The following is a 19166-nucleotide window of genomic DNA, read 5'->3' on the forward strand; positions in this document are numbered from 1 at the left end:
TCTACCTAGGTGCGGTGTGGGAATTCGCTGAGAGATCCTTATAGATGTCGATGAGCTGCCGGGTCACCACGTCGGGGTGGAACGCCCGCAGATACCGGTCGCGGGCCGCCCCGGCGAAGCGCGCGGCCTCCGCCCGGGCGACGGGCAGCGCCGCGGCGAGCGCGCCGGCCTCGGGCGGCACGGCCCACCCGGCCGGTGCCACCGGCTCGTCGAGGCCCAGCAGGTACGGGATCCCGCCGACGTCGGTGCCGAGCACGGGCCGCCCGGCCGACATGGCCTCGAGGATCACCGTGGGCAGCACGTCGTTCCAGGTCGGCACGGCCAGGACCACCGAGGCGTCGCGCCGGGCGGCCTCCATGCCGGCCCGGTCCAGGGGGCCGAGGTAGGTCACGTCGGCGCGCTCGCGGTCGGCCTGCTCGGCCAGGGGCCGCAGCTCCCCGTCGCCGGCGATCCGCAGCTGTCCCAGCGCGCCGACGGGGTGCCGCCGCCAGGCGTCCAGCAGCAGCGCCAGACCCTTCTCGGGGGACAGGCGGGCGCCGTACAGGAAACCGTCGCCCAGCGGGGCCGGCTCGCCCGGGTCCGGCAGGCCGTTCGGCTTGACGACGATGCGGTCGTCCGGAATGCCGTAGTCGCGCAGGTGCGCGGCGATCCGCCCGGTGAGCGCGATGTAGCGGTCCACGGATTTCCACGTCGGCCGGTGCACGGCGAGCGTCGTGGCCATCAGCGCGCTCTGCGCCGCCGAGCCGCGGTAGCACTTGTGCTGCACGGCGGGCCAGCCGAAGGCTTTTCCTCGGCAGTCGTGGCAATTGTGGCCGTCACGGAAGTAGAGCCCGGACGAGCACACCTGCCGGTAGTTGTGCACGGTCTGCACGACCGGAACCCCGTGGGCGTGCGCCGTACGGATCACCGCCGGCGAGAGCAGCGGGTACGGGTTGTGCAGGTGCAGCAGGTCCGGGCGCTCCCGGGACAGCAGCTCGGCCAGGTCCCGTTGCGCCGCCCGCCCCCAGATCGGCGACACCGGCAGCAGCGCCTTCTGGGCGAGCGGCAGGTCGCCGATCGAGTCGGAGGACCGCTGGAACGGCAGCACGTCGATGCCCGCCGCGGTGAGCTGGGCTATCTCGGTGTCGACGATGACGTTCTCCCCCGAGGGGATCGCCTCGCGGTACCGGTTGTGCGCAACGACGACCTTCACGGCGACAAACGCTACATTGAGGTCGTGCCCGAGTTGCCCGAGGTCGAGGCGCTCGCCGCGTACCTGCGGGAGCGTGCGGTCGGCCATACCGTTGAGCGCTTCGAGGTGTCCTCGTTCAGCGCGCTGAAGACGTACGACCCGCCGCCGAGTGCGGTCGCGGGTCTCACCATCACGAACGCCGGCCGGCACGGCAAGTTCCTCGACGTGTCCCTGGGCGACGACCTGCACCTCGTCGTGCACCTCGCCCGGGCCGGCTGGCTGCACTACCGCGACGCGTTCAAGTCGCCCGCGCCGCTCAAGCCGGGGAGCGGGCCGATCGCGCTGCGGGTACGCCTCGACGACGGCTCCGGCTTCGACCTGACCGAGGCCGGCACGCAGAAGTCGCTGGCGGCGTACCTGGTGCGCGACCCGGCGGAGGTTCCCGGCGTGGCCCGGCTCGGCCCCGACGCGCTGGAGGTGGACCGCGACCGGTTCGCCGAGCGCCTCCGCAGCCGCAACGGGCAGATCAAGGGCGTGCTGACCGACCAGGAGGTGCTCGCCGGCATCGGCAACGCCTACTCGGACGAGATCCTGCACGTCGCGAAGATGTCGCCGTTCGCGCTGACCAGCAAGCTGACCGACGAGCAGCTCACCACCCTGTACGAGGCGACCCGGCAGGTGGAGACCGACGCGGTGGCGCGGTCGGTGGGTCAGAAGGCGGCCGAGCTGAAGGGCGAGAAGCGGGCCGGCATGCGGGTGCACGCCCGCACCGGGCTGCCCTGCCCGGTCTGCGGCGACACGGTGCGCGAGGTCTCGTTCGCCGACAAGAGCCTCCAGTACTGCGCCACGTGTCAGACCGGCGGGAAGCCACTCGCGGATCGACGCCTGTCCAAGCTGATCCGATAGTCACGCAGCGTAGGTGGGTCGTCTCCCGGGGGAAAGCGGCCACAACGTCACCTTCTACTCCGTCGTTCCATCGGTATAGTGGCTCGGTCCCGTGCTTCGTCCTCGGCGCGCAGGGGATCGTCGACCCGCCAAGATGCCCGGGGGTCGTGGCGGTGCGTAATGTTCTCGGTGTGGGCGGTACGTGATGCGGGAGGACATAGGCGAGGTGACCACGAGCCTCCATCGCCCGGCGTCCAGCACCAGCAGGAGCCGGAGCGGCATGCCGTACGACAGCTTCGAGTGGCAGCAGGAGCCACCACCGCCGAGTAACGGCGTGCCCCGGTCCGCGTGGACCCGTTCGCACCGCCGCCTGTCGACCTGGCACCGGCCGTACACGGCGATCCTGGTCCTGCTGGACCTGCTCTCCGCCGTCGTCGCCAGCTGGCTGGCCGTCACCTTCATCGAGAAGGCGATCTCCGGTTTCCAGGGCCAGCGGACGATCTTCTACCTGGTCGCGTTCGTCGGCCTGCCGCTCGGCTGGGTGATCATCCTCTGGGGCAACGGCAGCTACGACCGCCGCTACCTCGGCCTGGGCAGCGAGGAGTTCAAGCGGGTCGTCCGCGGCTTCGTCACCGTCGTGGCCTGCGTGTCTCTGCTGTCGTTCGCCACGAAGACGCAGCTGTCGCGTGTCACGATCGCGTACGTCACGACCGCGTCGCTGATCTTCATCCTGTTCTGTCGCTACTCGGCCCGGCAGATCCTGCACGTGGCCCGCAAGAAGACCGGCTACGGCGCGCACCGGATGATCCTGATGGGCACGCTGCCGGAGGCCCTCGAGGTCTACACCGCGGTCACCCGCAGCCCCGCCGCCGGCCTCATCCCGGTGGCCATCCACATCACCGACGGCTACGCGGCCTCCCGGGGCATCGAGACCCCGGTTCCCGTGTACGCGGCCCGCGACGTGCTGACCCTCGTCCGGGAGGTCGGCGCCGACACCATCGCGGTGTGCGGCTCGGCCAGCGCGGAGCCCGGTGAGCTGCGCCGCCTCGCCTGGCAGCTCGAAGGCACCGGCGTCGACCTCGTGGTCGCGCCGCAGCTCACCGACATCGCCGGCCCGCGCGTGCACATCCGGCCCATCGAAGGCCTGCCGCTGCTGCACGTGGAGGAGCCGACCCTCTCCGGGCCGGGCTGGCTCGCGAAGAACCTGCTCGACCGGGTCGTCGCCTTCTTCGGCCTGCTCTTCCTCGCGCCCGTGCTCGGGGTGATCGCGCTCGGCATCCGGCTGTCCGACCCCGGGCCGGTGTTCTTCCGCCAGCCGCGCGTGGGTCACGAGGGCCGCACGTTCCGGGTCTGGAAGTTCCGGACCATGTACGTGGACGCCGAGGAGCGCAAGGCCAGCCTGGAGGAGCTCAACGACTCCGACGGCATGCTGTTCAAGATGAAGAACGACCCGCGGATCTTCTCCTTCGGGCAGAAGCTGCGGGCCACCTCGCTGGACGAGCTGCCGCAGCTGATCAACGTGCTCTTCGGCGAGATGTCGCTGGTCGGCCCGCGCCCGCTGCCCGCCGACGACGGCGACTACCTGGGCGACGTCCGGCGCCGGCTGCTGGTCCGGCCCGGCATCACCGGCCTGTGGCAGGTCTCGGGCCGCTCCGACCTGTCCTGGGACGAGGCCGTGCGGCTCGACCTCTACTACGTCGACAACTGGTCCCTCACGTACGACCTCAGCATCCTGTGGCGCACCGTCGGGGTGGTCCTCAAGCGCAAGGGTGCCTACTGACCCTCGTGCGCGCCTGGCGTTCCGGGGCGCTTGCGGTCAGGATGCGTGCGTGAGCGGTCAGGCCGGAAGCATCCTCGCCGTCGTCGCGGTGCTCGCCGCGCTGGCGGGCGCCGTCGCGGCCGTGCTGCGCCTGCGCGCCCGCCGAGGCATCGCGACCGCGGGCCAGCGCGCCACGTACGAGGTGCTGCACTCGGCCTCCCTGGCCGCCGAGCCGCTGCGCACCGGCCTGACCGCGGCGACGGCGGCGAAATCGGCCCGCCACCTGCGCCGGCTCGTCGGCGCCGTGGGCCTGGCCGTCTCCGACGGGGAACGCTGCCTCGCCTTCGACGGCCGCGGCGGCCACCACGGGGACCAGTTCGTCGCGGCGGCCCGGCGGGCGACGGCGAACAACCGCTCGATCGTGCTGGGCATGGCGGAGCTTCCCTGCGACCGGATGGACTGCGTGGTGCGGGGAGCCGTCATCACGCCGTTGACCGGCCCGGACGGGCAGGCGCTCGGGGCGCTGGTGGCGGTCGCCGAGGATCAGCCCGCGCCGGGGCTCGTGCAGGCGACGATGGAGACCGCCCGGTGGGCCGGGTCGCAGCTCGCCCTCGCGGAGCTCGACTCGTCCCGGGAACGGCTCGCCCGCGCCGAGGTACGCGCCCTGCGCGCCCAGATCAGCCCGCACTTCATCTACAACGCGCTGACAGCGATCGCGTCGTTCGTGCGTACGGACCCCGAGCGGGCCCGCGAGCTGATCCTGGAGTTCGCCGAGTTCACGCGCTACTCGTTCCGGGCGCACGGCGAGTTCACGACGCTCGCCGAGGAGCTGCGCTCGATCGACCGTTATCTGACCATCGAGCGGGCCCGCTTCGGCGACCGCCTGCAGGTCCGCCTGCAGATCGCGCCCGAGGTGCTGCCGGTCGGCCTGCCGTTCCTGTGCCTGCAGCCGCTCGTGGAGAACGCGGTCCGGCACGGCCTGTCCCGTAAGCCGGGCGTCGGTATGGTGAGCATCGAGGCGCGCGACGCCGGCGCCGAATGCCACATCACGGTCGAGGACGACGGGGTCGGCATGGACCCCGCGGCCCTGGCGGAGGGGGTGGCGGAGGCGGCGAACGGCAAGGGCGACGACGCGGGCCGGCACGTCGGCCTCTCCAACGTCGACGAGCGGCTGCGCTCGGTGTTCGGCGACCATTTCGGCCTGGTGGTGGAGACCGCGCCGGGAGCGGGGACGAAAGTGAGCATGCGGGTGCCGAAATTCCACCCAGGGGTACGAGCGTGAGCTTGGTTGTTCTCGCTGTGGACGACGAGCCGCCGGCGCTCGACGAGCTCGCGTACCTGTTGAACGCCGATTCCCGGGTGGCGTACGTGCACCGCGCGGGCGACGCCACCGAGGCCCTGCGCGTGCTGCGCGACACCGAGGTCGACGCGGTGTTCCTGGACATCCGCATGCCCGGGCTGGACGGGATGGAGCTGGCCCGCATCCTGCGCCGGTTCGCCCGGCCGCCGTCGATCGTGTTCGTGACCGCGTACGACGACGGCGCGGTGGACGCCTTCGACCTCGGGGTGACCGACTACGTCCGCAAGCCGGTCCGGGCGGAGCGCCTGGGGGAGTCGTTGCGCCGGGTCGCCGGCCTGCGCGCCGTCCAGCCGCCCGCGCCCGCGAAGCGCGAGGACGAGCCGACGATCCCGGTCGAGCTGGCGGGCACGACGAAGATGCTGCCGCGCTCGTCGGTGCGCTGGGTGGAGGCCCAGGGCGACTACGCCCGGCTGCACACGGCCGACGCCTCACACCTGGTCCGGGTGTCGCTGGCGACGCTGGCCGAGCGCTGGGCGGACGCCGGGTTCGTGCGGATCCACCGGTCGTACCTGGTGCAGTTGCGGCTGGTCGCGGAGCTGCGGCTCACCCAGTCGGGGTACGTGGTGACGATCGACGGCGCGGAGCTGCCGGTCAGCCGACGGCACACGCGCGAGCTCAAGGACAAGCTGATCCGGGCCGCGAAGAACGACTGGACCCGCTGAATCCACAGCGTTGTCCACAGGTCCACCGGGTTGTCCCCAGAGTTATCCACAGGCCGTCGATCTTCACGAGTTGTCCACAACTCCACCCCCGCGCCTGCACGCCCGATCAATAGGCTGCCTTGCGGCTGACCAGCACGATGCGGGTTCGGCGGCAGCGGGAGGCACGGATGAACGGCACGGCGGCGCGCAGGATCCTCCTGGTCGAGGACGAGCGGACCATCGCGGACGCGGTGGCGGCCCGGCTGCGGGCCGAGGGTTTCGAGGTCCTCCTCGCGTACGACGGTCCCGCGGCGGTCGAGGCGGCCCGGCGGGAGCGCCCCGACGCGATCGTGCTGGACGTGATGCTCCCCGGCTTCGACGGGCTGGAGGTCTGCCGGCGCATCCAGGCCGAGCGACCGGTGCCGGTGCTCATGCTCACCGCCCGCGACGACGAGACCGATCTGCTGGTCGGCCTCGCGGTCGGCGCGGACGACTACCTGACCAAGCCCTTCTCGATGCGCGAGCTCACCGCGCGGGTGCACGCCCTGCTGCGCCGGGTCGCCAAGACGACGGCCCCCGCGGCACCGGAGACGCTGCGGCTCGGCGACCTCGAGATCAACCTCGCCGAGCGCCGGGTGCACCGCGCCGGCCGCGAGGCGCACCTGACCCCGACCGAGTTCGACCTGCTCGTCCACCTCGCCGGGCGCCCCCGCACGGTCCTGCCCCGGGAGCGGCTCCTCGCCGACGTGTGGGGCTGGGCCGACGCCTCCGGCACGCGCACGGTGGACAGCCACATCAAGGGCCTGCGGCGCAAGCTCGGCGCCGACCTGATCCGCACGGTGCACGGCGTCGGGTATGCGCTGGAGGTGACGCGGTGACGCTGCTGACCCGGATGCTCGGCTGGCTGCCGCGGCCGCTCGACCCCGTACGGTCCATCAAGGCGAAGCTCTCCGTCGCGCTCGGCCTGGCCGGCGGCGTCGGGTTGCTGATCTTCTGGTGGAGTCTCGACTGGATGCGCGTCGAGCTGTCCTGGTTCGCGATCGCGGTGGCGCTCGGCCTGGTGACGCTGCAGGTGGCGGCGCACGGCGCGACCGTGCCGCTGCGCGAGATGACGGTGGCGGCCAAGGCCATGGCGCGCGGCGACTACACGCGCCGGGTGCGCGCGACCTCCCGCGACGAGGTGGGTGAGCTGGCCACCGCGTTCAACCAGATGGCCGCCGACCTCGCCGCCGCGGACCGCCAGCGGCGCGAGCTGATCGCCAACGTCTCGCACGAGTTGCGGACGCCGATCACGGCCCTCCGCGGTCTCCTGGAGAACATCGTCGACGGCGTCTCCAGCGCCGAGCCGGACACCATGCGCACCGCCCTCGCCCAGACCGAACGCCTGGGCCGGCTGGTCACCGAGCTGCTGGACCTGTCCCGGCTGGACGCGGGCGTGGTCCCGCTCGCGCACGACCTCATCGACCTGCACGACTTCCTCACCGACGTGGTCCGCGAGGCTCGGGTCAACGCGGACGGCACCGGGCACGACGTCCGCTTCGAGGTCACCTCCCCGAGGATCCGGCTCACCGGCGACCGCGAGCGCCTCCACCAGGTCTTCGCCAACCTGCTGGACAACGCGGCCCGGCACAGCCCGCCCGGCGGCACCGTCACGCTCCGCGCGGAACGCCACGACGAGCACGTCCGGATCGTCGTCACGGACGAGGGCGACGGCATCCCGCCCGCCGACCGGGAACGGGTCTTCGAACGCTTCACCCGCGGCGACCGTGCCCGCGGCGGCGGCACCGGCCTCGGCCTGGCGATCGCCCACTGGGTCGTCCAGCTGCACCGCGGCACGATCGCCGTCGTCGACCCGCCGCCCCTCGACGACGGCGCCGGCTGCCACATCCACGTGACCCTGCCGCTGCAACCGGCCTGATCTGTACGGGGGACGACATGGTCTCGACGAACGATGCCGCGCCGAAAAGGGTGGGAACGCCCGCCCCGGTGGGCGCCTGGCAAACAACGCCGCTGCACGGCCCGTGGGCGGACGTCTCGCTCTTCGGGCGCCGCTGGCCCGGTCCCGGCCGGCCCGCCTCGCCGGCCACCGTGGCCGCCGTCGGCGCTGCCGGGGTGGTCGCCGCGCTCAGCGTCCCGCTCGACCGCGGCGGTGCCGGCTGGGCGGCCACCGCGGTCGCCGGGGTCGCGGCCCTGATCGCCGCCCGCGCCGTTCCGAGCCGGCACGCGGGGCCGGCGTCGCTGGTGCCGTGGCAGCCCCGGGCGCTGGGGCCGGAACGGTTCGGCTGGTCGGCGGCGACCGTGGCGCTGCTGAGCGTCGGCACCGTACGGGCAGCCGGCTGGCTGTTCGTGCTCTGCGTGCTGACCGCCCTGCTCACCGGGGCTCTCGCGGTGGCCGGTGGGCGTTCGGCGCGGGGCGTGGTGCTGGCCGCCCTGATGACACCGTTCGCCGGGATGCGCTCGCTGCCGTGGCTGGCCCGCGGTGCCTCCGTGCTCCGCCGGGCCGGGGGCGGCCTGCGGGTCACGGCGACGGTCGGGGTGTCGGTGGCGCTGCTGGTGGTGTTCGGGTCGCTGTTCGCCTCGGCCGACGCCGCCTTCGCCGGCCTGGTCGCCTCGGTCGTCCCCGACATCGACGTCGCGACGCTCGCCCGCTGGGTCTTCGTCTTCTGCGTGGCGGCCTGCGTGCTCGGCGGGGCGGCGTTCCTGCGGGCCGCGCCGCCCGAGCTGTCGGGATTGGACGGTCCCGGGAAGCGACGGGTCGCCCGGCTCGAATGGGCCATCCCGCTGTCCCTGCTGGTGCTGCTCTTCGGCCTGTTCGTCGCCGTCCAGCTGACCGTCCTCTTCGGAGGGTCACGGCACGTGCTGGACACCGACGGCCTCACCTACGCCCAGTACGCCCGCAGCGGCTTCTGGCAGCTCCTCGTCGTCACCGGCCTGACGCTGCTCGTCCTCGCCGGGGCGGCCCGGTGGGCGCCGCGGGAGACGCGTACGGATCGGCTGCTGATCCGCTCGGTGCTGGGGGCGCTGGCCGTGCTGACCCTGGTCGTCGTCGCGTCGGCGCTGCACCGCATGAACGTCTACTCCGGCACGTACGGCCTCACCCGCCTGCGCGTGCTGGTGGCGCTCTGCGAGGTGTGGCTGGGCGTGGTGTTCCTGCTGGTGCTGGCCGCGGGCGTACGGCTGCGCGCCCCCTGGCTGCCCCAGGCGGTCGTCGCGGCCGGGGTGCTCGCGCTGCTCGGGCTCGCCGCCGTCAACCCGGACCGCCTCATCGCCGACCGCAACGTGACCCGGTACGAGCAGACGCACCGCATCGACACCGCGTACCTGTCGAACCTGTCGGCGGACGCGGTCCCGGCCCTGAACCGCCTCGACGGCCCGCACCGCGACTGCGCCCTCGACCCGATCAACCGGCGCCTCGACCAGCACCCCGACGACTGGCGCGGCTGGAGCCTCGGCCGGGAGGAGGCCCGCGACGTGCTCGCGAAGAACCCGCCGGCCTTCTCGCTCACGTGCCCGCGCCCCTACGCCACCGAGTGATGACCCGAACGCTCCCGGGGATGGGGTCCGGCGCGCCCTTGCAGGTGGTGATGCCTTGACTTTGGTGGCCGAGCGGCAAGACTGCCGGTCATGAACGGTGACCCGGGCGAGGCGGGCGGGCGGCCGCCGCTGCGGACGCGGGTCGTGCTGGGGGAGGCAGCCGCGGCCCGGCGGGCCTCGCCCGATCCCGTGCGCGCCGACCTGGCCGAGCAGACCCCGGTCGGCGAGGCGCTGGTCAAGGGCCTGGTCCGGGCCCAGCTCGCGCTCGCGATCCGGCTCAGCCTGGTCGTGGCGGCCGGCCTGGGCGCCCTGCCGCTGCTGTTCGCGGTCGCGCCCGCGGTCGGGCGGGTGAAGGTGCTCGGCGTCAACCTGCCGTGGCTGCTGCTCGGGCTGTTCTCCTTCCCGTTCCTGCTGGGCGTCGGGTGGGCGTACGTGCGCTGGGCCGAACGCAACGAGCAGGATTTCACCGCCGTGATCCGCAGGCCGGAAGCGTGAACCCGTACGTCGTTCCCGGGCTGGTCGTGGTCGTGCTGGTCACGATCGGCATCGGGGCGTACGGCCTGCGCTTCGCCCGGACCACCTCGGACTTCCTCGTCGCCTCCCGCTCCGTCAGCCCCTCCTGGAACGCGGCGGCGATCAGCGGCGAGTACCTGTCCGCCGCGTCGTTCCTCGGTGTCGCCGGGCTCGTCCTGCGGTACGGCGTCGACGTGCTCTGGTACCCGGTCGGGTTCGCCGCCGGCTATCTGGCGCTCCTGCTGTTCGTGGCAGCGCCGTTGCGCCGGTCCGGGGCGTTCACGCTGCCCGACTTCTGTCAGGTACGGCTGCGGTCGCCGCTGTTGCGCCGCCTCGCCACGGTGTTCGTGGTCTTCATCGGTTGCCTCTACCTCGTGCCTCAGTTGCAGGGCGCGGGCCTGACGTTCACCACGGTCACCGGGGCCCCGTACGAGTGGGGCGCCCTGCTGGTCGGCGTGGTGGTCACCGCGAACGTGGCGCTGGGCGGGATGCGGGCGATCACCTTCGTGCAGGCGTTTCAGTACTGGCTCAAGCTGACCGCTCTGGCCGTACCCGTCATCTTCCTGGTGTTGCAGTGGCAGTCCGACGGCCGGCCCGCCGTCACGCCGCCGACCGGCTCGGTGTTCGCCACCTCGACCACCGTCGTGGTGCAGCAGGACGCCGTGCTGGACGGCATCACCGAGGTGCACGCCGGGCAGGAGCTGAGCTTCGCGGCCGGCGATCGGGTGCCCGAGGTCAGCTCCGTCGACGACAACCGGGGCGCCGCGTGGCTGCTGCCCGGCGGCGACGCCAGCCTGTTCGCCACGTATTCGCTGATCCTGGCCACGTTTCTGGGCACCATGGGCCTGCCGCACGTGCTGGTGCGTTTCTACACGAATCCGGACGGCGCCTCGGCCCGCCGGACCACCCTGGTCGTGCTGGGCTTGGTCGGCCTCTTCTACCTTCTGCCCACCCTGTACGGCGTCCTCGGCCGGGTGTACACCCCGCAACTGCTGATGACCGGGCAGACCGACGCGGTGGTGCTGTTGCTGCCGGAGGCGGCGCTCGGCGGCGGCCATCTGGGGCAGTTCCTCGGCGCGCTGGTCACCGCCGGCGCGCTGGCCGCGTTCCTGTCGACCTCGTCCGGCCTGCTGACCAGCGTCGCCGGGGTGGTGTTCACCGACATCCTGCATGCCGAGCGCGGCGGGTCGGTGCGCGACTTCCGGCTGGCCACCGTCCTCGCGGCGGTCCTTCCGCTGGGCCTGTCCCTGTACGTGTCCAACATGGACGTCTCCCGGGTGGTCGGCCTGGCGTTCGCGGTGGCCGCCTCGAGCTTCTGCCCGCTGCTCGTGCTGGGAATCTGGTGGCGCGGGCTGACGGACGTGGGCGCGGCTGCCGGGATCCTCGCCGGGGGCGGCGCGGCCATGACCGCGGTTCTACTCACCGTGATGGGACCGCCGTTGGACGGCCGGTACGCGCAGCTCATCGCCCAGCCCGCCGCGTGGACCGTACCGCTCGCGTTCGTCGTGATGGTCGCCGGTTCACTGCTGACGAAACGGCGGATACCCTCCGATATCGGCGCCACGATGCTGCGCCTGCACGCGCCCGAGGAGCTCCGGCTCTAAATTTTTAGCAAAGTTACCTGAACCCTTCGGTGTGGACGCTCCGTAGATAACGATGCTGCAACGTCGCAGCTCGTCGATACCCGAAGGAGCGGTGCATGTACCGGAGAAGCAGACTGACCGGCCGGACGCGCAAGGTGATCATCGGCGTCGCGGCGGCGGCCCTCGCGGGCGGCGCCTTCGCCGTCAGTACCGGGATGAGCAGCGCGGGCGAGAGCTGCGCCGGGCTGGACACCGCCCTGCAGAACAACCTGACCTTCATCGCCGGCCAGAAGGCCAATCCGGATGCCCTCTCCGACGCGCGGATCGCGAACCGCCAGGCCGTCGTCGACCTGATCAACCAGCGCCGCGCCGCCGCCGGCTGCACCGGCAACGTTCAGGCCCAGCCCCCGGCCCAGCAGGGCGGCGGCGCCCAGCAGGGCGGCCAGCAGGGCGGCGGCGCCCAGCAAGGCGGGCAGCAAGGTGGGCAGCAGGGCGGCCAGCAGGCAGGTGGGCAGCAGGGTGGCGGCCAGCAAAGCGGCGACGTCGTCTGCAAGGGCAGCACCGTGACGCTCTCCGGCGAGGGCGGCGCCCCGGCCGCGTCCAGCGGCACGTTCCCCATCGGAACCACCCTCAAGGTGACCAACCTGGACAACAACAAGAGCATCACGGTGAAGGTGGCCACCCCGTCGGGCAGCTGCGTGCTGCTCAACAACGCGGCCTTCGAGCAGGTACGCGAATCGGGCAAGTTCCTCATCCGGCGCGCGGTCATCGAACGCGTCGGCTGAGAAGCCACACAGGCCGATAGCGCCGCGCAAGCGGAGAAAGCCGCGCGGGCACAGGAAAGCGGCGCGCTTTCGCAAGCGGAGCGGCCCGGGCCCCACACGGGGTGGCCCGGGCCGCTCGCCACCCACTAGGTTCGGGGGCATGACCGTCCCCCACCAGCGCGTAAGCCCCGATCCGGCGCTCGCGCTGCACGGTCTGGTCAAGCGATTCGACACAAAGGTCGCGGTTGCCGGGATCGACCTTGATGTCCCGGCCGGTTCCTTCTTCGGCCTGCTCGGCCCCAATGGCGCCGGCAAGACCACGACCCTCTCGATGGCCGTCGGCCTGCTGCGGCCCGACGCGGGCACGGCCCGGATCCTCGGGTACGACGTGTGGACGGACCCCGCCGCGGCCAAGGCGAGGATCGGCGTGCTGCCCGACGGGGCCCGGCTGTTCGACCGGCTCACCGGCGGCGAGCTGCTGGCGTACCACGGGTTGTTGCGGGGCATGGACGCCGACGTGGTGAACCAGCGCAGCGCCGAGCTCATGGACGTGCTGGAGCTGGGCGCGGGCAACCGTACGCTCGTCGTCGACTATTCCGCGGGCATGAAGAAGAAGATCGGTCTCGCCTGCGCGATGCTGCACGCGCCCCGGCTCCTCGTGCTGGACGAGCCGTTCGAGGCCGTCGACCCGGTCTCGGCGGCGTTGATCCGCGACATCCTGCACCGGTACGTGTCCGGCGGCGGCACCGTGGTGTTCTCCAGCCACGTGATGGCCGTGGTCGAGCGGCTCTGCAGCCACGTGGCGATCATGGCGGACGGCACGATCCGGGTCCGCGGCACGCTGGCCGAGGTTCGCGGCGACCGGTCGCTCGAGGACGTCTTCGTCGAGGTGGTCGGCGGGCGGACGGCGACCGGCTCGGAGCTCGCGTGGCTGTGAGCGTGCGGCACTTCGTACGGCTGAAGCTCCGCCTGACCGCCAACGGCCTGCGCGGGCAGTCCTGGCGGGTGGCGCTGTTCGTGCTCGGCGCGGTCCTCGCGGCGATCGCGGCCGTCGGCGGGTACGCGGCCTTCAGCGTCGCCGGCCTCCTCGGCGAGGAACGCGCTGCCGAGGTGGTCCTGCCGCTCGGTGGCGCCGTCGTCGTCCTGGGCTGGCTGTTCCTGCCGCTGGTGTTCTTCGGCGTGGACGAGTCGCTGGACCCGGCGCGGTTCGCCCTGCTGCCCCTGCCCCGCCGCACGCTCATCGGCGGGCTGTTCGCCGCGTCGCTGGTCGGCGTGCCGGCCGTGGCCACGTTCGCGGGCACGCTCGGCATGGTCCACTCGGCGGCCCGGCTGGGCGGCCCGGCGGCAGCCCTCGTCCAGCTCGTCGGTGTGCTGACCGGCCTGCTGTTGTGCGCGGCGCTGAGCCGGTCCGTGACCAGCGCCTTCGCCACCGCGCTGCGCAGCCGCCGGGCGCGTGACCTGGCGACCGTGCTGCTCGCCGTCACCGCAGCCCTGCTCGGCCCGCTCCAGCTCGCCGCCCTCGCCGGCGCCGAGCGCGCTGACTGGGGAGGCGTCGCCCGGGTGGCCGACGTGGTCGCGTGGACGCCGCTCGGCGCGCCGTACAGCATGGGTCCGGACGTGGTGGCGGGCCGGTGGTGGGCCGTGCCGGTCAAGCTCGCGATCGTCCTGATCTCGATCGGTCTGCTGCTCCGCTGGTGGGCGGCCACGCTCGAGCGGGCGATGCTGGGCACCGCGGGGAAGGGCCGGGCGCGGCAGCGATCGGCGGCGGACCGGCCGCCGGTCGAGCAGCTGGTCCCGCGCTGGTTGCCGGCCACCCGCTTCGGCGCGCTCACGGCCCGCGAGCTGCGCTACTGGTGGCGGGAGTCCCGGCGGCGCGCCAGCCTGATCACGTTCAGCGTGATCGGCGTCTTCCTCCCGGTCATGCTGACGGTGAGCTCGGGCTCGGGCGGCTTGCCCACCGGCATGCTCGTGTTCGTGGGCGCGCTGGCGGCGGTCAGCCTCGCCAACCAGTTCGGCTTCGAGGGCAGCGCCTACGCGGCCAACGTCGTGGCCGGCGTCCCGGGGCGCGTCGAGCTGGCATCCCGGATCGCCGGCTTCTCCGCGTACGCCGGCCCGGCGTTCGTCACCATCGCCGTGGTCGCCGGCATCGTGACGAACCGGCCCGCGGCCATCCCGGCGGCGTTCGGCGCGCTGGTCGCCGGCTACGGGATGGCCCTGGCGGTCGTGCTCCCGATGTCGGTCCGGGCGGCGTACGCCCTGCCGGAGACGGCCAACCCGTTCGCGATGTCCTCGGGCGGCGGCACGGCGAAGGGCCTGCTCAGCTTCGCCGCACTCATCGCGGCCGCGCTCGCCACCCTGCCGCTGCAGCTGGGCGCCCACTTCTTCGACGACGTCTGGCTCTGGCTCGGGCTGCCGGTCGGGATCGCGTACGGGTCGGCCGGCTTCCTGCTCGGACTGCGACTGGCCGGCCGCAGCCTCGACCGCCGCATGCCCGAGCTGCTCGCCACCGTGAGCGCCGCTCAGTAGGTCGTGCCCATGGCGGCGCGCACCTCCTGGAGGGTCTGGTCCGCGATCGCGTTGGCCCGGGCGTTGCCGCTGCGCAGCACCTCGCGTACGGAGCCCACATCGTTCGCGTACTCGGCCCGGCGCTGCCGCATCGGCGCGAGGAACTCGTTGACCGCCTCGGTGACGGTCCGTTTCAGCGTCGCGGCGCCCGCGTCGCCGATGGAGGCCGCCACCTCGTGCGGGTCGCGGTCCAGGCAGAGCGCCGCGAGCTGGACGAGGCCGGAGACGCCGGGGCGGCGGTCCGGGTCGTAGGTGATGGTCCGGTCGGCGTCGGTGGTCGCGCCCTTGATGAGCCGGGCCGTCTCGTCGGGGGTGGCGGAGAGCGCGATCGCGTTGCCGCGGCTCTTGCTCATCTTCCGGCCGTCGGTGCCGGGCAGGACGGGGGCGACGCTCAACAGCCCTTCGGGTACGGGGAAGACCGGGCCGTACCGTTCGTTGAAGCGCCGCGCGACCGTACGGGTCACCTCGATGTGCGGCATCTGGTCCTGTCCCACGGGCACGAGGTTGCCCTTGCAGAACAGGATGTCGGCGGCCTGGTGCACCGGGTACGTGAACATCAGCCCGCTCACCGTTCTCTGCCGCGAGTGCGCGATCTCGTCCTTGACCGTCGGGTTGCGTTGCAGTTCCGGCACGCTGACCAGGCTCAGGAACGGCAGGAGCAGCTGGTTGAGCGCCGGCACGGAGCTGTGCGTGAAGATCGTGGCGTGGTCGGGGTCGAGCCCGGCCGCCAGGTAGTCGAGCAGCAGCCCGTCCACCGTCTCGCGGAGGCGTTCGGCCACGTCGCGGTCGGTCAGCACCTGGTAGTCGGCCACGATGACGAACATGTCGACCCCGCGCTGCTGCAGGCGTACGCGGTTGCGCAGCGTCCCGAAGTAGTGGCCGAGATGCAGCGGGCCGGTGGGCCGGTCGCCGGTGAGCACGCGAAAGTCGTGCGGTGCCGCGTCGATCCGATCCTCGAGCGGGCTCGTGGTTATGGTCATGACCTTTTCTCCTCGAGAGTCGCGGACGGCCCTGAGGGAGATACGGAAACGGGCCGTCCGATCGGACGGCCCGTACGCGTGGGGTCAGCCGTCCTCTAGGACGGCCACCAGCCCTGCACGCGCGCGGAATTCATGGGCACAGCATATCGTCCGGTCGCCGGTCGACGCCCCTGGTTACCGTGTGGGCATGTCGGTGATCGACCCGGATTCGCCGACGGAGCGGTCCGGGCGGCTCTTCCTCACGTCGTGGTTCGGCGCGTGGGCGGCGGCGTCCGCCCTCGAGAAGCTGAGCCGGGGACAGCTGATGGGTCTGGCGTTCGTCGCGGTGGCGCTGGTCCTGGTCGCCGTGGCCGCCACGATGCTCCGGACCGATTCCCGCCGCGACGACCCCGCGTGGACGCGCCGGGACACGTACGCCGTCCTGGCGGTGTCGGTCGGCGCCGTCACTCTCCTCCTGCGCGGCCTCCTGCACGCTCACGACCCGTGGGCGGCGGCCGCGTCCCCGGTCTGGATCGCGCTTGCCATCGGGTACGTGGTGCTTCGGCGCCGTACCGTCCAGCGGCAGAATGTTTCACGTGAATCCTGAGCCCGGCGCGCACATCCACTCCAGCGACCCGTTCGCCACGCCCGACCGGGACAAGTCCCCGGTACGCCGGCTCCGCGGGCGCCTCGCCGCGCCGGTCACGCTGTGGACGGCCCCGGGACCCGCGGGCCTCACCGTCTCCTCGATGCTCGTGGCGGACGGGGATCCGGGCCGTGTCCTGGGCCTCGTCGACGAGGAGAGCGACTTCTGGGACGCCGTCGCCACCGCCAAGCGCTTCACGGTCACGCCGCTGCACCCCGGCGACCAGCAACTGGCGGACAAGTTCGCCGGGTTGATGCCCGCCCCGGGGGGCCTGTTCGCCGGCGGGGACTGGGTGGAGACCGACTACGGGCCCGTACCGGCCGGTGCCGGGACGTGGGCGGGCTGCCGGCTCGACGGCGAGCGGCCGTACGGGTGGGCGCTGCTCGTGGAAGCCACCATCGAGACGGTGAGCTTCGGCGAGGCGGACGCCGGACCCCTGATGCATTTCCGGGGCCGTTACCGGTCACTCGACCGGTAAGCGCACCCTGACTGCCGCTCGGCGCACCTCCCGACCGGCGGCCAGTGATCGACGCCACTGCTTCGTACGGTGCCGGAAAGACCCGCCCCTACGAAGGTGGTGAGCCACGTTGACAACCGAAACGACTTCGACCGACAGGTATCTCGAGGTCCAGCGTTCCGAAGAGTTCGCGGGGTTGCGCCGCAAGCTGCGCAACTTCGTCTTTCCCATGACGATCGCTTTCTTCGTCTGGTACGCCCTGTACGTCCTGCTGTCCGCGTACGCCCGTGGCTTCATGTCCGTGAAGCTGGTGGGCAACATCAACGTCGCGCTGCTGTTCGGGCTGCTGCAGTTCGTCACGACGTTCCTGATCGCCTGGTACTACTCGCGCTACGCGGCGCGGGAGCTGGACCCGACCGCCGACAAGATCGGCGGCGAGCTGGACGACGCCCTCGCGGGACGCATCCGTGACCGGGAGGCCGCCGCCGGCGCAGACCGGGAGGCGACCGCCACCACCGCTACGACCACGGAGTCGACCACCACGGACCCGGAGGCGGCCAAGTAATGGAGAGTCACTTCCTGCTGGCCGCCGAGGGCACCACCTCGACCAGCCGTACGCTGACCATCACCCTCTTCCTGGTCTTCGTCGCGATCACCCTCGCGATCACGATCTGGGCGAGCCGCCAGACCAAGACGGCCACCGACTTCTACGCCGGCGGCCGGCAGTTCTCGGGCTTCCAGAACGGCATGGCGATCGGCGGCGACTACATGTCGGCGGCGTCCTTCCTGGGCATCGCCGGCCTCATCGCCCTGTACGGCTACGACGGCTTCCTCTACTCGATCGGCTTCCTGGTCGCGTGGCTCGTCGCGCTGCTGCTGGTCGCGGAGTTCCTGCGCAACTCGGGCCGCTACACGATGGCCGACGTGCTCGCGTTCCGCATGCGGCAGCGCCCGGTACGCACGGCCGCGTCCGTCTCCACCATCGTCGTGTCGATCTTCTACCTGATCGCCCAGATGGTCGGCGCCGGCGCGCTCGTGTCCCTGCTGCTCGGCATCAAGCCCGGCCAGACCTTCCTGGGCATGGACGCCGACACCGCCAAGATCGCGACGATCATCCTTGTCGGCGCGCTGATGATCGTGTACGTCGTGGTCGGCGGCATGAAGGGCACCACGTACGTGCAGATCGTCAAGGCGTTCCTGCTCATGAGCGGCGCCCTGGTGATGACCCTGCTGGTGCTCGCGCACTACAAGTTCAACCTGTCCAGCCTGCTGGGCGACGCCGCGCAGCAGTCCGGCAAGGGCACGGCATTCCTCGAACCCGGCCTGCGGTACGGCGTCGAGACGGCAGGCGACGCGGCCAAGACGTTCTACAGCAAGATGGACCTGCTCTCGCTGGGCATCGCGCTGGTGCTGGGCACGGCCGGCCTGCCGCACATCCTGACCCGCTTCTACACGGTTCCGACCAGCCGGATCGCCCGCAAGAGCGTGCTCTGGGCCATCGGCATCATCGGCACCTTCTACCTGTTCACCCTGGCCCTGGGCTTCGGCGCGGCGGCCCTGGTGGGCGGCAAGGCGATCACCGCGCAGGACAAGGCGGGCAACACGGCCGCCCCGCAGCTCGCCCAGAAGCTCGGCATCGACTACTTCGGTGGCGACACCGGCGGCGCGGTGCTGCTGGCGATCATCGCGGCGGTCGCGTTCGCCACGATCCTCGCCGTGGTGGCCGGCCTGACCCTCGCGTCGTCGTCGAGCGTCGCGCACGACTTCTACGCCAGCGTCATCAAGCGCGGCCAGGCCGGCGAGCGCGACGAGGTACGGGTCGCCCGCATCTCCGCCTTCGTCATCGGCGCGATCGCGATCGTGCTGTCGATCTTCGCGCAGAGCCTGAACGTGGCGTTCCTCGTGGCGCTCGCGTTCGCGGTGGCGGCCTCCGCCAACCTGCCGGCGATCCTCTACAGCCTGTTCTGGAAGCGGTTCAACACCTCGGGGGCGCTCTGGTCGATCTACGGCGGCCTGATCAGCGCGGTGTTCCTGGTGTTCTTCTCGCCCGTCGTGTCGGGCTCGCCCACGGCGATGTTCCCGGACAGCGACTGGCACTGGTTCCCGCTCTCCAACCCGGGCATCATCTCGATCCCGATCGGCTTCCTGTGCGGCTGGATCGGCACCGTGATCTCGAAGGAGTCGGACGCCGACAAGTACGCCGAGCTCGAGGTCCGGTCGCTGACCGGGCACGGCGCCCACTAACGGGCGAATGTGAACGCTGGGGGGGCCCCGCGCGCAATGCGGGGCGGCCCCCCCCCCCCAAAAAGGGCCGGGGATGAAGTCAAGA

The 19166-nt window shown here is 72.1% G+C and carries 17 protein-coding genes and 1 pseudogene; 16 read left to right on the plus strand and 2 right to left on the minus strand.

Annotated elements, in window-relative coordinates:
- Nucleotide 1: 1 nt before the first annotated feature.
- Nucleotides 2-1192, minus strand: a complete 1191-nt coding sequence (locus tag IT780_RS20140; protein ID WP_199513165.1) for a glycosyltransferase family 4 protein — start codon at nucleotides 1190-1192, stop codon at nucleotides 2-4.
- A gap of 24 nt (nucleotides 1193-1216) precedes the next feature.
- Between IT780_RS20140 and IT780_RS20145 the strand changes: the two genes are divergently transcribed.
- From IT780_RS20145 to IT780_RS20200, 12 genes are all read left to right on the plus strand, one after another.
- Entirely contained in the window at nucleotides 1217-2077 is an 861-nt protein-coding gene (locus tag IT780_RS20145; protein WP_199513166.1) for an Fpg/Nei family DNA glycosylase, read from the plus strand.
- 196 nt (nucleotides 2078-2273) lie between these two features.
- Nucleotides 2274-3836: a sugar transferase gene (locus tag IT780_RS20150; protein WP_199513414.1), complete on the plus strand. Its 1563-nt coding sequence runs from the start codon at nucleotides 2274-2276 to the stop codon at nucleotides 3834-3836.
- 49 nt (nucleotides 3837-3885) lie between these two features.
- Nucleotides 3886-5097, plus strand: a complete 1212-nt coding sequence (locus tag IT780_RS20155) for a sensor histidine kinase (RefSeq protein WP_199513167.1) — start codon at nucleotides 3886-3888, stop codon at nucleotides 5095-5097.
- Nucleotides 5094-5837, plus strand: coding sequence for a LytR/AlgR family response regulator transcription factor (locus IT780_RS20160; RefSeq protein ID WP_199513168.1), 744 nt, complete (start codon nucleotides 5094-5096; stop codon nucleotides 5835-5837). The genes IT780_RS20155 and IT780_RS20160 overlap by 4 nt, the downstream gene beginning before the upstream one ends.
- Before the next feature lie 167 nt (nucleotides 5838-6004).
- Complete coding sequence (locus IT780_RS20165; RefSeq protein WP_199513169.1) at nucleotides 6005-6694, plus strand: response regulator transcription factor; 690 nt, start codon at nucleotides 6005-6007, stop codon at nucleotides 6692-6694.
- Between the two features lie 14 nt (nucleotides 6695-6708).
- Nucleotides 6709-7734 (plus strand): sensor histidine kinase, encoded by a 1026-nt coding sequence (locus IT780_RS20170; protein WP_199513415.1) that lies wholly within the window; start codon nucleotides 6709-6711, stop codon nucleotides 7732-7734.
- A gap of 17 nt (nucleotides 7735-7751) precedes the next feature.
- Complete coding sequence (locus tag IT780_RS20175; RefSeq protein WP_199513170.1) at nucleotides 7752-9350, plus strand: DUF4153 domain-containing protein; 1599 nt, start codon at nucleotides 7752-7754, stop codon at nucleotides 9348-9350.
- Between the two features lie 90 nt (nucleotides 9351-9440).
- Nucleotides 9441-9845: a DUF485 domain-containing protein gene (locus tag IT780_RS20180; protein ID WP_199513171.1), complete on the plus strand. Its 405-nt coding sequence runs from the start codon at nucleotides 9441-9443 to the stop codon at nucleotides 9843-9845.
- Nucleotides 9842-11467 carry a sodium/solute symporter gene (locus IT780_RS20185; protein ID WP_199513172.1) on the plus strand — a complete coding sequence of 542 codons (1626 nt, stop codon included), beginning with the start codon at nucleotides 9842-9844 and terminating at the stop codon, nucleotides 11465-11467. The genes IT780_RS20180 and IT780_RS20185 overlap by 4 nt, the downstream gene beginning before the upstream one ends.
- Nucleotides 11468-11562: 95 nt before the next feature.
- Nucleotides 11563-12231, plus strand: a complete 669-nt coding sequence (locus IT780_RS20190) for an SCO2207 family protein (RefSeq protein ID WP_233413186.1) — start codon at nucleotides 11563-11565, stop codon at nucleotides 12229-12231.
- A gap of 139 nt (nucleotides 12232-12370) precedes the next feature.
- Nucleotides 12371-13147 (plus strand): ABC transporter ATP-binding protein, encoded by a 777-nt coding sequence (locus IT780_RS20195; RefSeq protein ID WP_199513173.1) that lies wholly within the window; start codon nucleotides 12371-12373, stop codon nucleotides 13145-13147.
- Complete coding sequence (locus IT780_RS20200) at nucleotides 13144-14736, plus strand: ABC transporter permease (RefSeq protein WP_199513417.1); 1593 nt, start codon at nucleotides 13144-13146, stop codon at nucleotides 14734-14736. Before IT780_RS20195 ends, IT780_RS20200 begins: the two co-directional genes overlap by 4 nt.
- Here the strand turns inward: IT780_RS20200 and trpS are convergent.
- A complete protein-coding gene (trpS, locus tag IT780_RS20205) occupies nucleotides 14730-15755 on the minus strand; it encodes a tryptophan--tRNA ligase (protein WP_199513174.1) in 1026 nt (341 codons plus the stop codon). The genes IT780_RS20200 and trpS overlap by 7 nt on opposite strands.
- 187 nt (nucleotides 15756-15942) lie before the next feature.
- Between trpS and IT780_RS20210 the strand changes: the two genes are divergently transcribed.
- The 4 genes and pseudogenes from IT780_RS20210 to IT780_RS20225 all read left to right on the plus strand — a co-directional run bounded on the left by IT780_RS20210 (nucleotide 15943) and on the right by IT780_RS20225 (nucleotide 19081).
- Nucleotides 15943-16341 (plus strand): hypothetical protein, encoded by a 399-nt coding sequence (locus IT780_RS20210; protein ID WP_199513175.1) that lies wholly within the window; start codon nucleotides 15943-15945, stop codon nucleotides 16339-16341.
- A complete protein-coding gene (locus IT780_RS20215) occupies nucleotides 16274-16858 on the plus strand; it encodes a flavin reductase family protein (RefSeq protein ID WP_372443739.1) in 585 nt (194 codons plus the stop codon). The genes IT780_RS20210 and IT780_RS20215 overlap by 68 nt, the downstream gene beginning before the upstream one ends.
- 109 nt (nucleotides 16859-16967) lie before the next feature.
- Nucleotides 16968-17285, plus strand: a pseudogene (locus IT780_RS20220) (DUF485 domain-containing protein); the annotation flags it as partial.
- A gap of 116 nt (nucleotides 17286-17401) precedes the next feature.
- The gene (locus tag IT780_RS20225) at nucleotides 17402-19081 is read left to right on the plus strand and encodes a monocarboxylic acid transporter (protein ID WP_199513178.1); all 1680 of its coding nucleotides are present in this window, start codon (nucleotides 17402-17404) and stop codon (nucleotides 19079-19081) included.
- Nucleotides 19082-19166: the final 85 nt, after the last annotated feature.

Origin of the sequence: Nucisporomicrobium flavum (genome assembly GCF_016464385.1) — a bacterium.
Classification (GTDB): domain Bacteria; phylum Actinomycetota; class Actinomycetes; order Mycobacteriales; family Micromonosporaceae; genus Actinoplanes; species Actinoplanes flavus_A.

What these genes read in the sequence shown, in the direction of transcription:
- IT780_RS20165 (WP_199513169.1), top strand. Translation starts at nt 6,005, where the DNA reads ATGAACGGCACGGCGGCGCGCAGGATCCTCCTGGTCGAGGACGAGCGG.
- IT780_RS20170 (WP_199513415.1), top strand. Translation starts at nt 6,709, where the DNA reads ATGCTCGGCTGGCTGCCGCGGCCGCTCGACCCCGTACGGTCCATCAAG.
- IT780_RS20175 (WP_199513170.1), top strand. Translation starts at nt 7,752, where the DNA reads ATGGTCTCGACGAACGATGCCGCGCCGAAAAGGGTGGGAACGCCCGCC.
- IT780_RS20180 (WP_199513171.1), top strand. Translation starts at nt 9,441, where the DNA reads ATGAACGGTGACCCGGGCGAGGCGGGCGGGCGGCCGCCGCTGCGGACG.
- IT780_RS20190 (WP_233413186.1), top strand. Translation starts at nt 11,563, where the DNA reads ATGTACCGGAGAAGCAGACTGACCGGCCGGACGCGCAAGGTGATCATC.
- IT780_RS20195 (WP_199513173.1), top strand. Translation starts at nt 12,371, where the DNA reads ATGACCGTCCCCCACCAGCGCGTAAGCCCCGATCCGGCGCTCGCGCTG.
- trpS (WP_199513174.1), bottom strand. Translation starts at nt 15,755, where the DNA reads ATGACCATAACCACGAGCCCGCTCGAGGATCGGATCGACGCGGCACCG.
- IT780_RS20210 (WP_199513175.1), top strand. Translation starts at nt 15,943, where the DNA reads ATGTCGGTGATCGACCCGGATTCGCCGACGGAGCGGTCCGGGCGGCTC.
- IT780_RS20225 (WP_199513178.1), top strand. Translation starts at nt 17,402, where the DNA reads ATGGAGAGTCACTTCCTGCTGGCCGCCGAGGGCACCACCTCGACCAGC.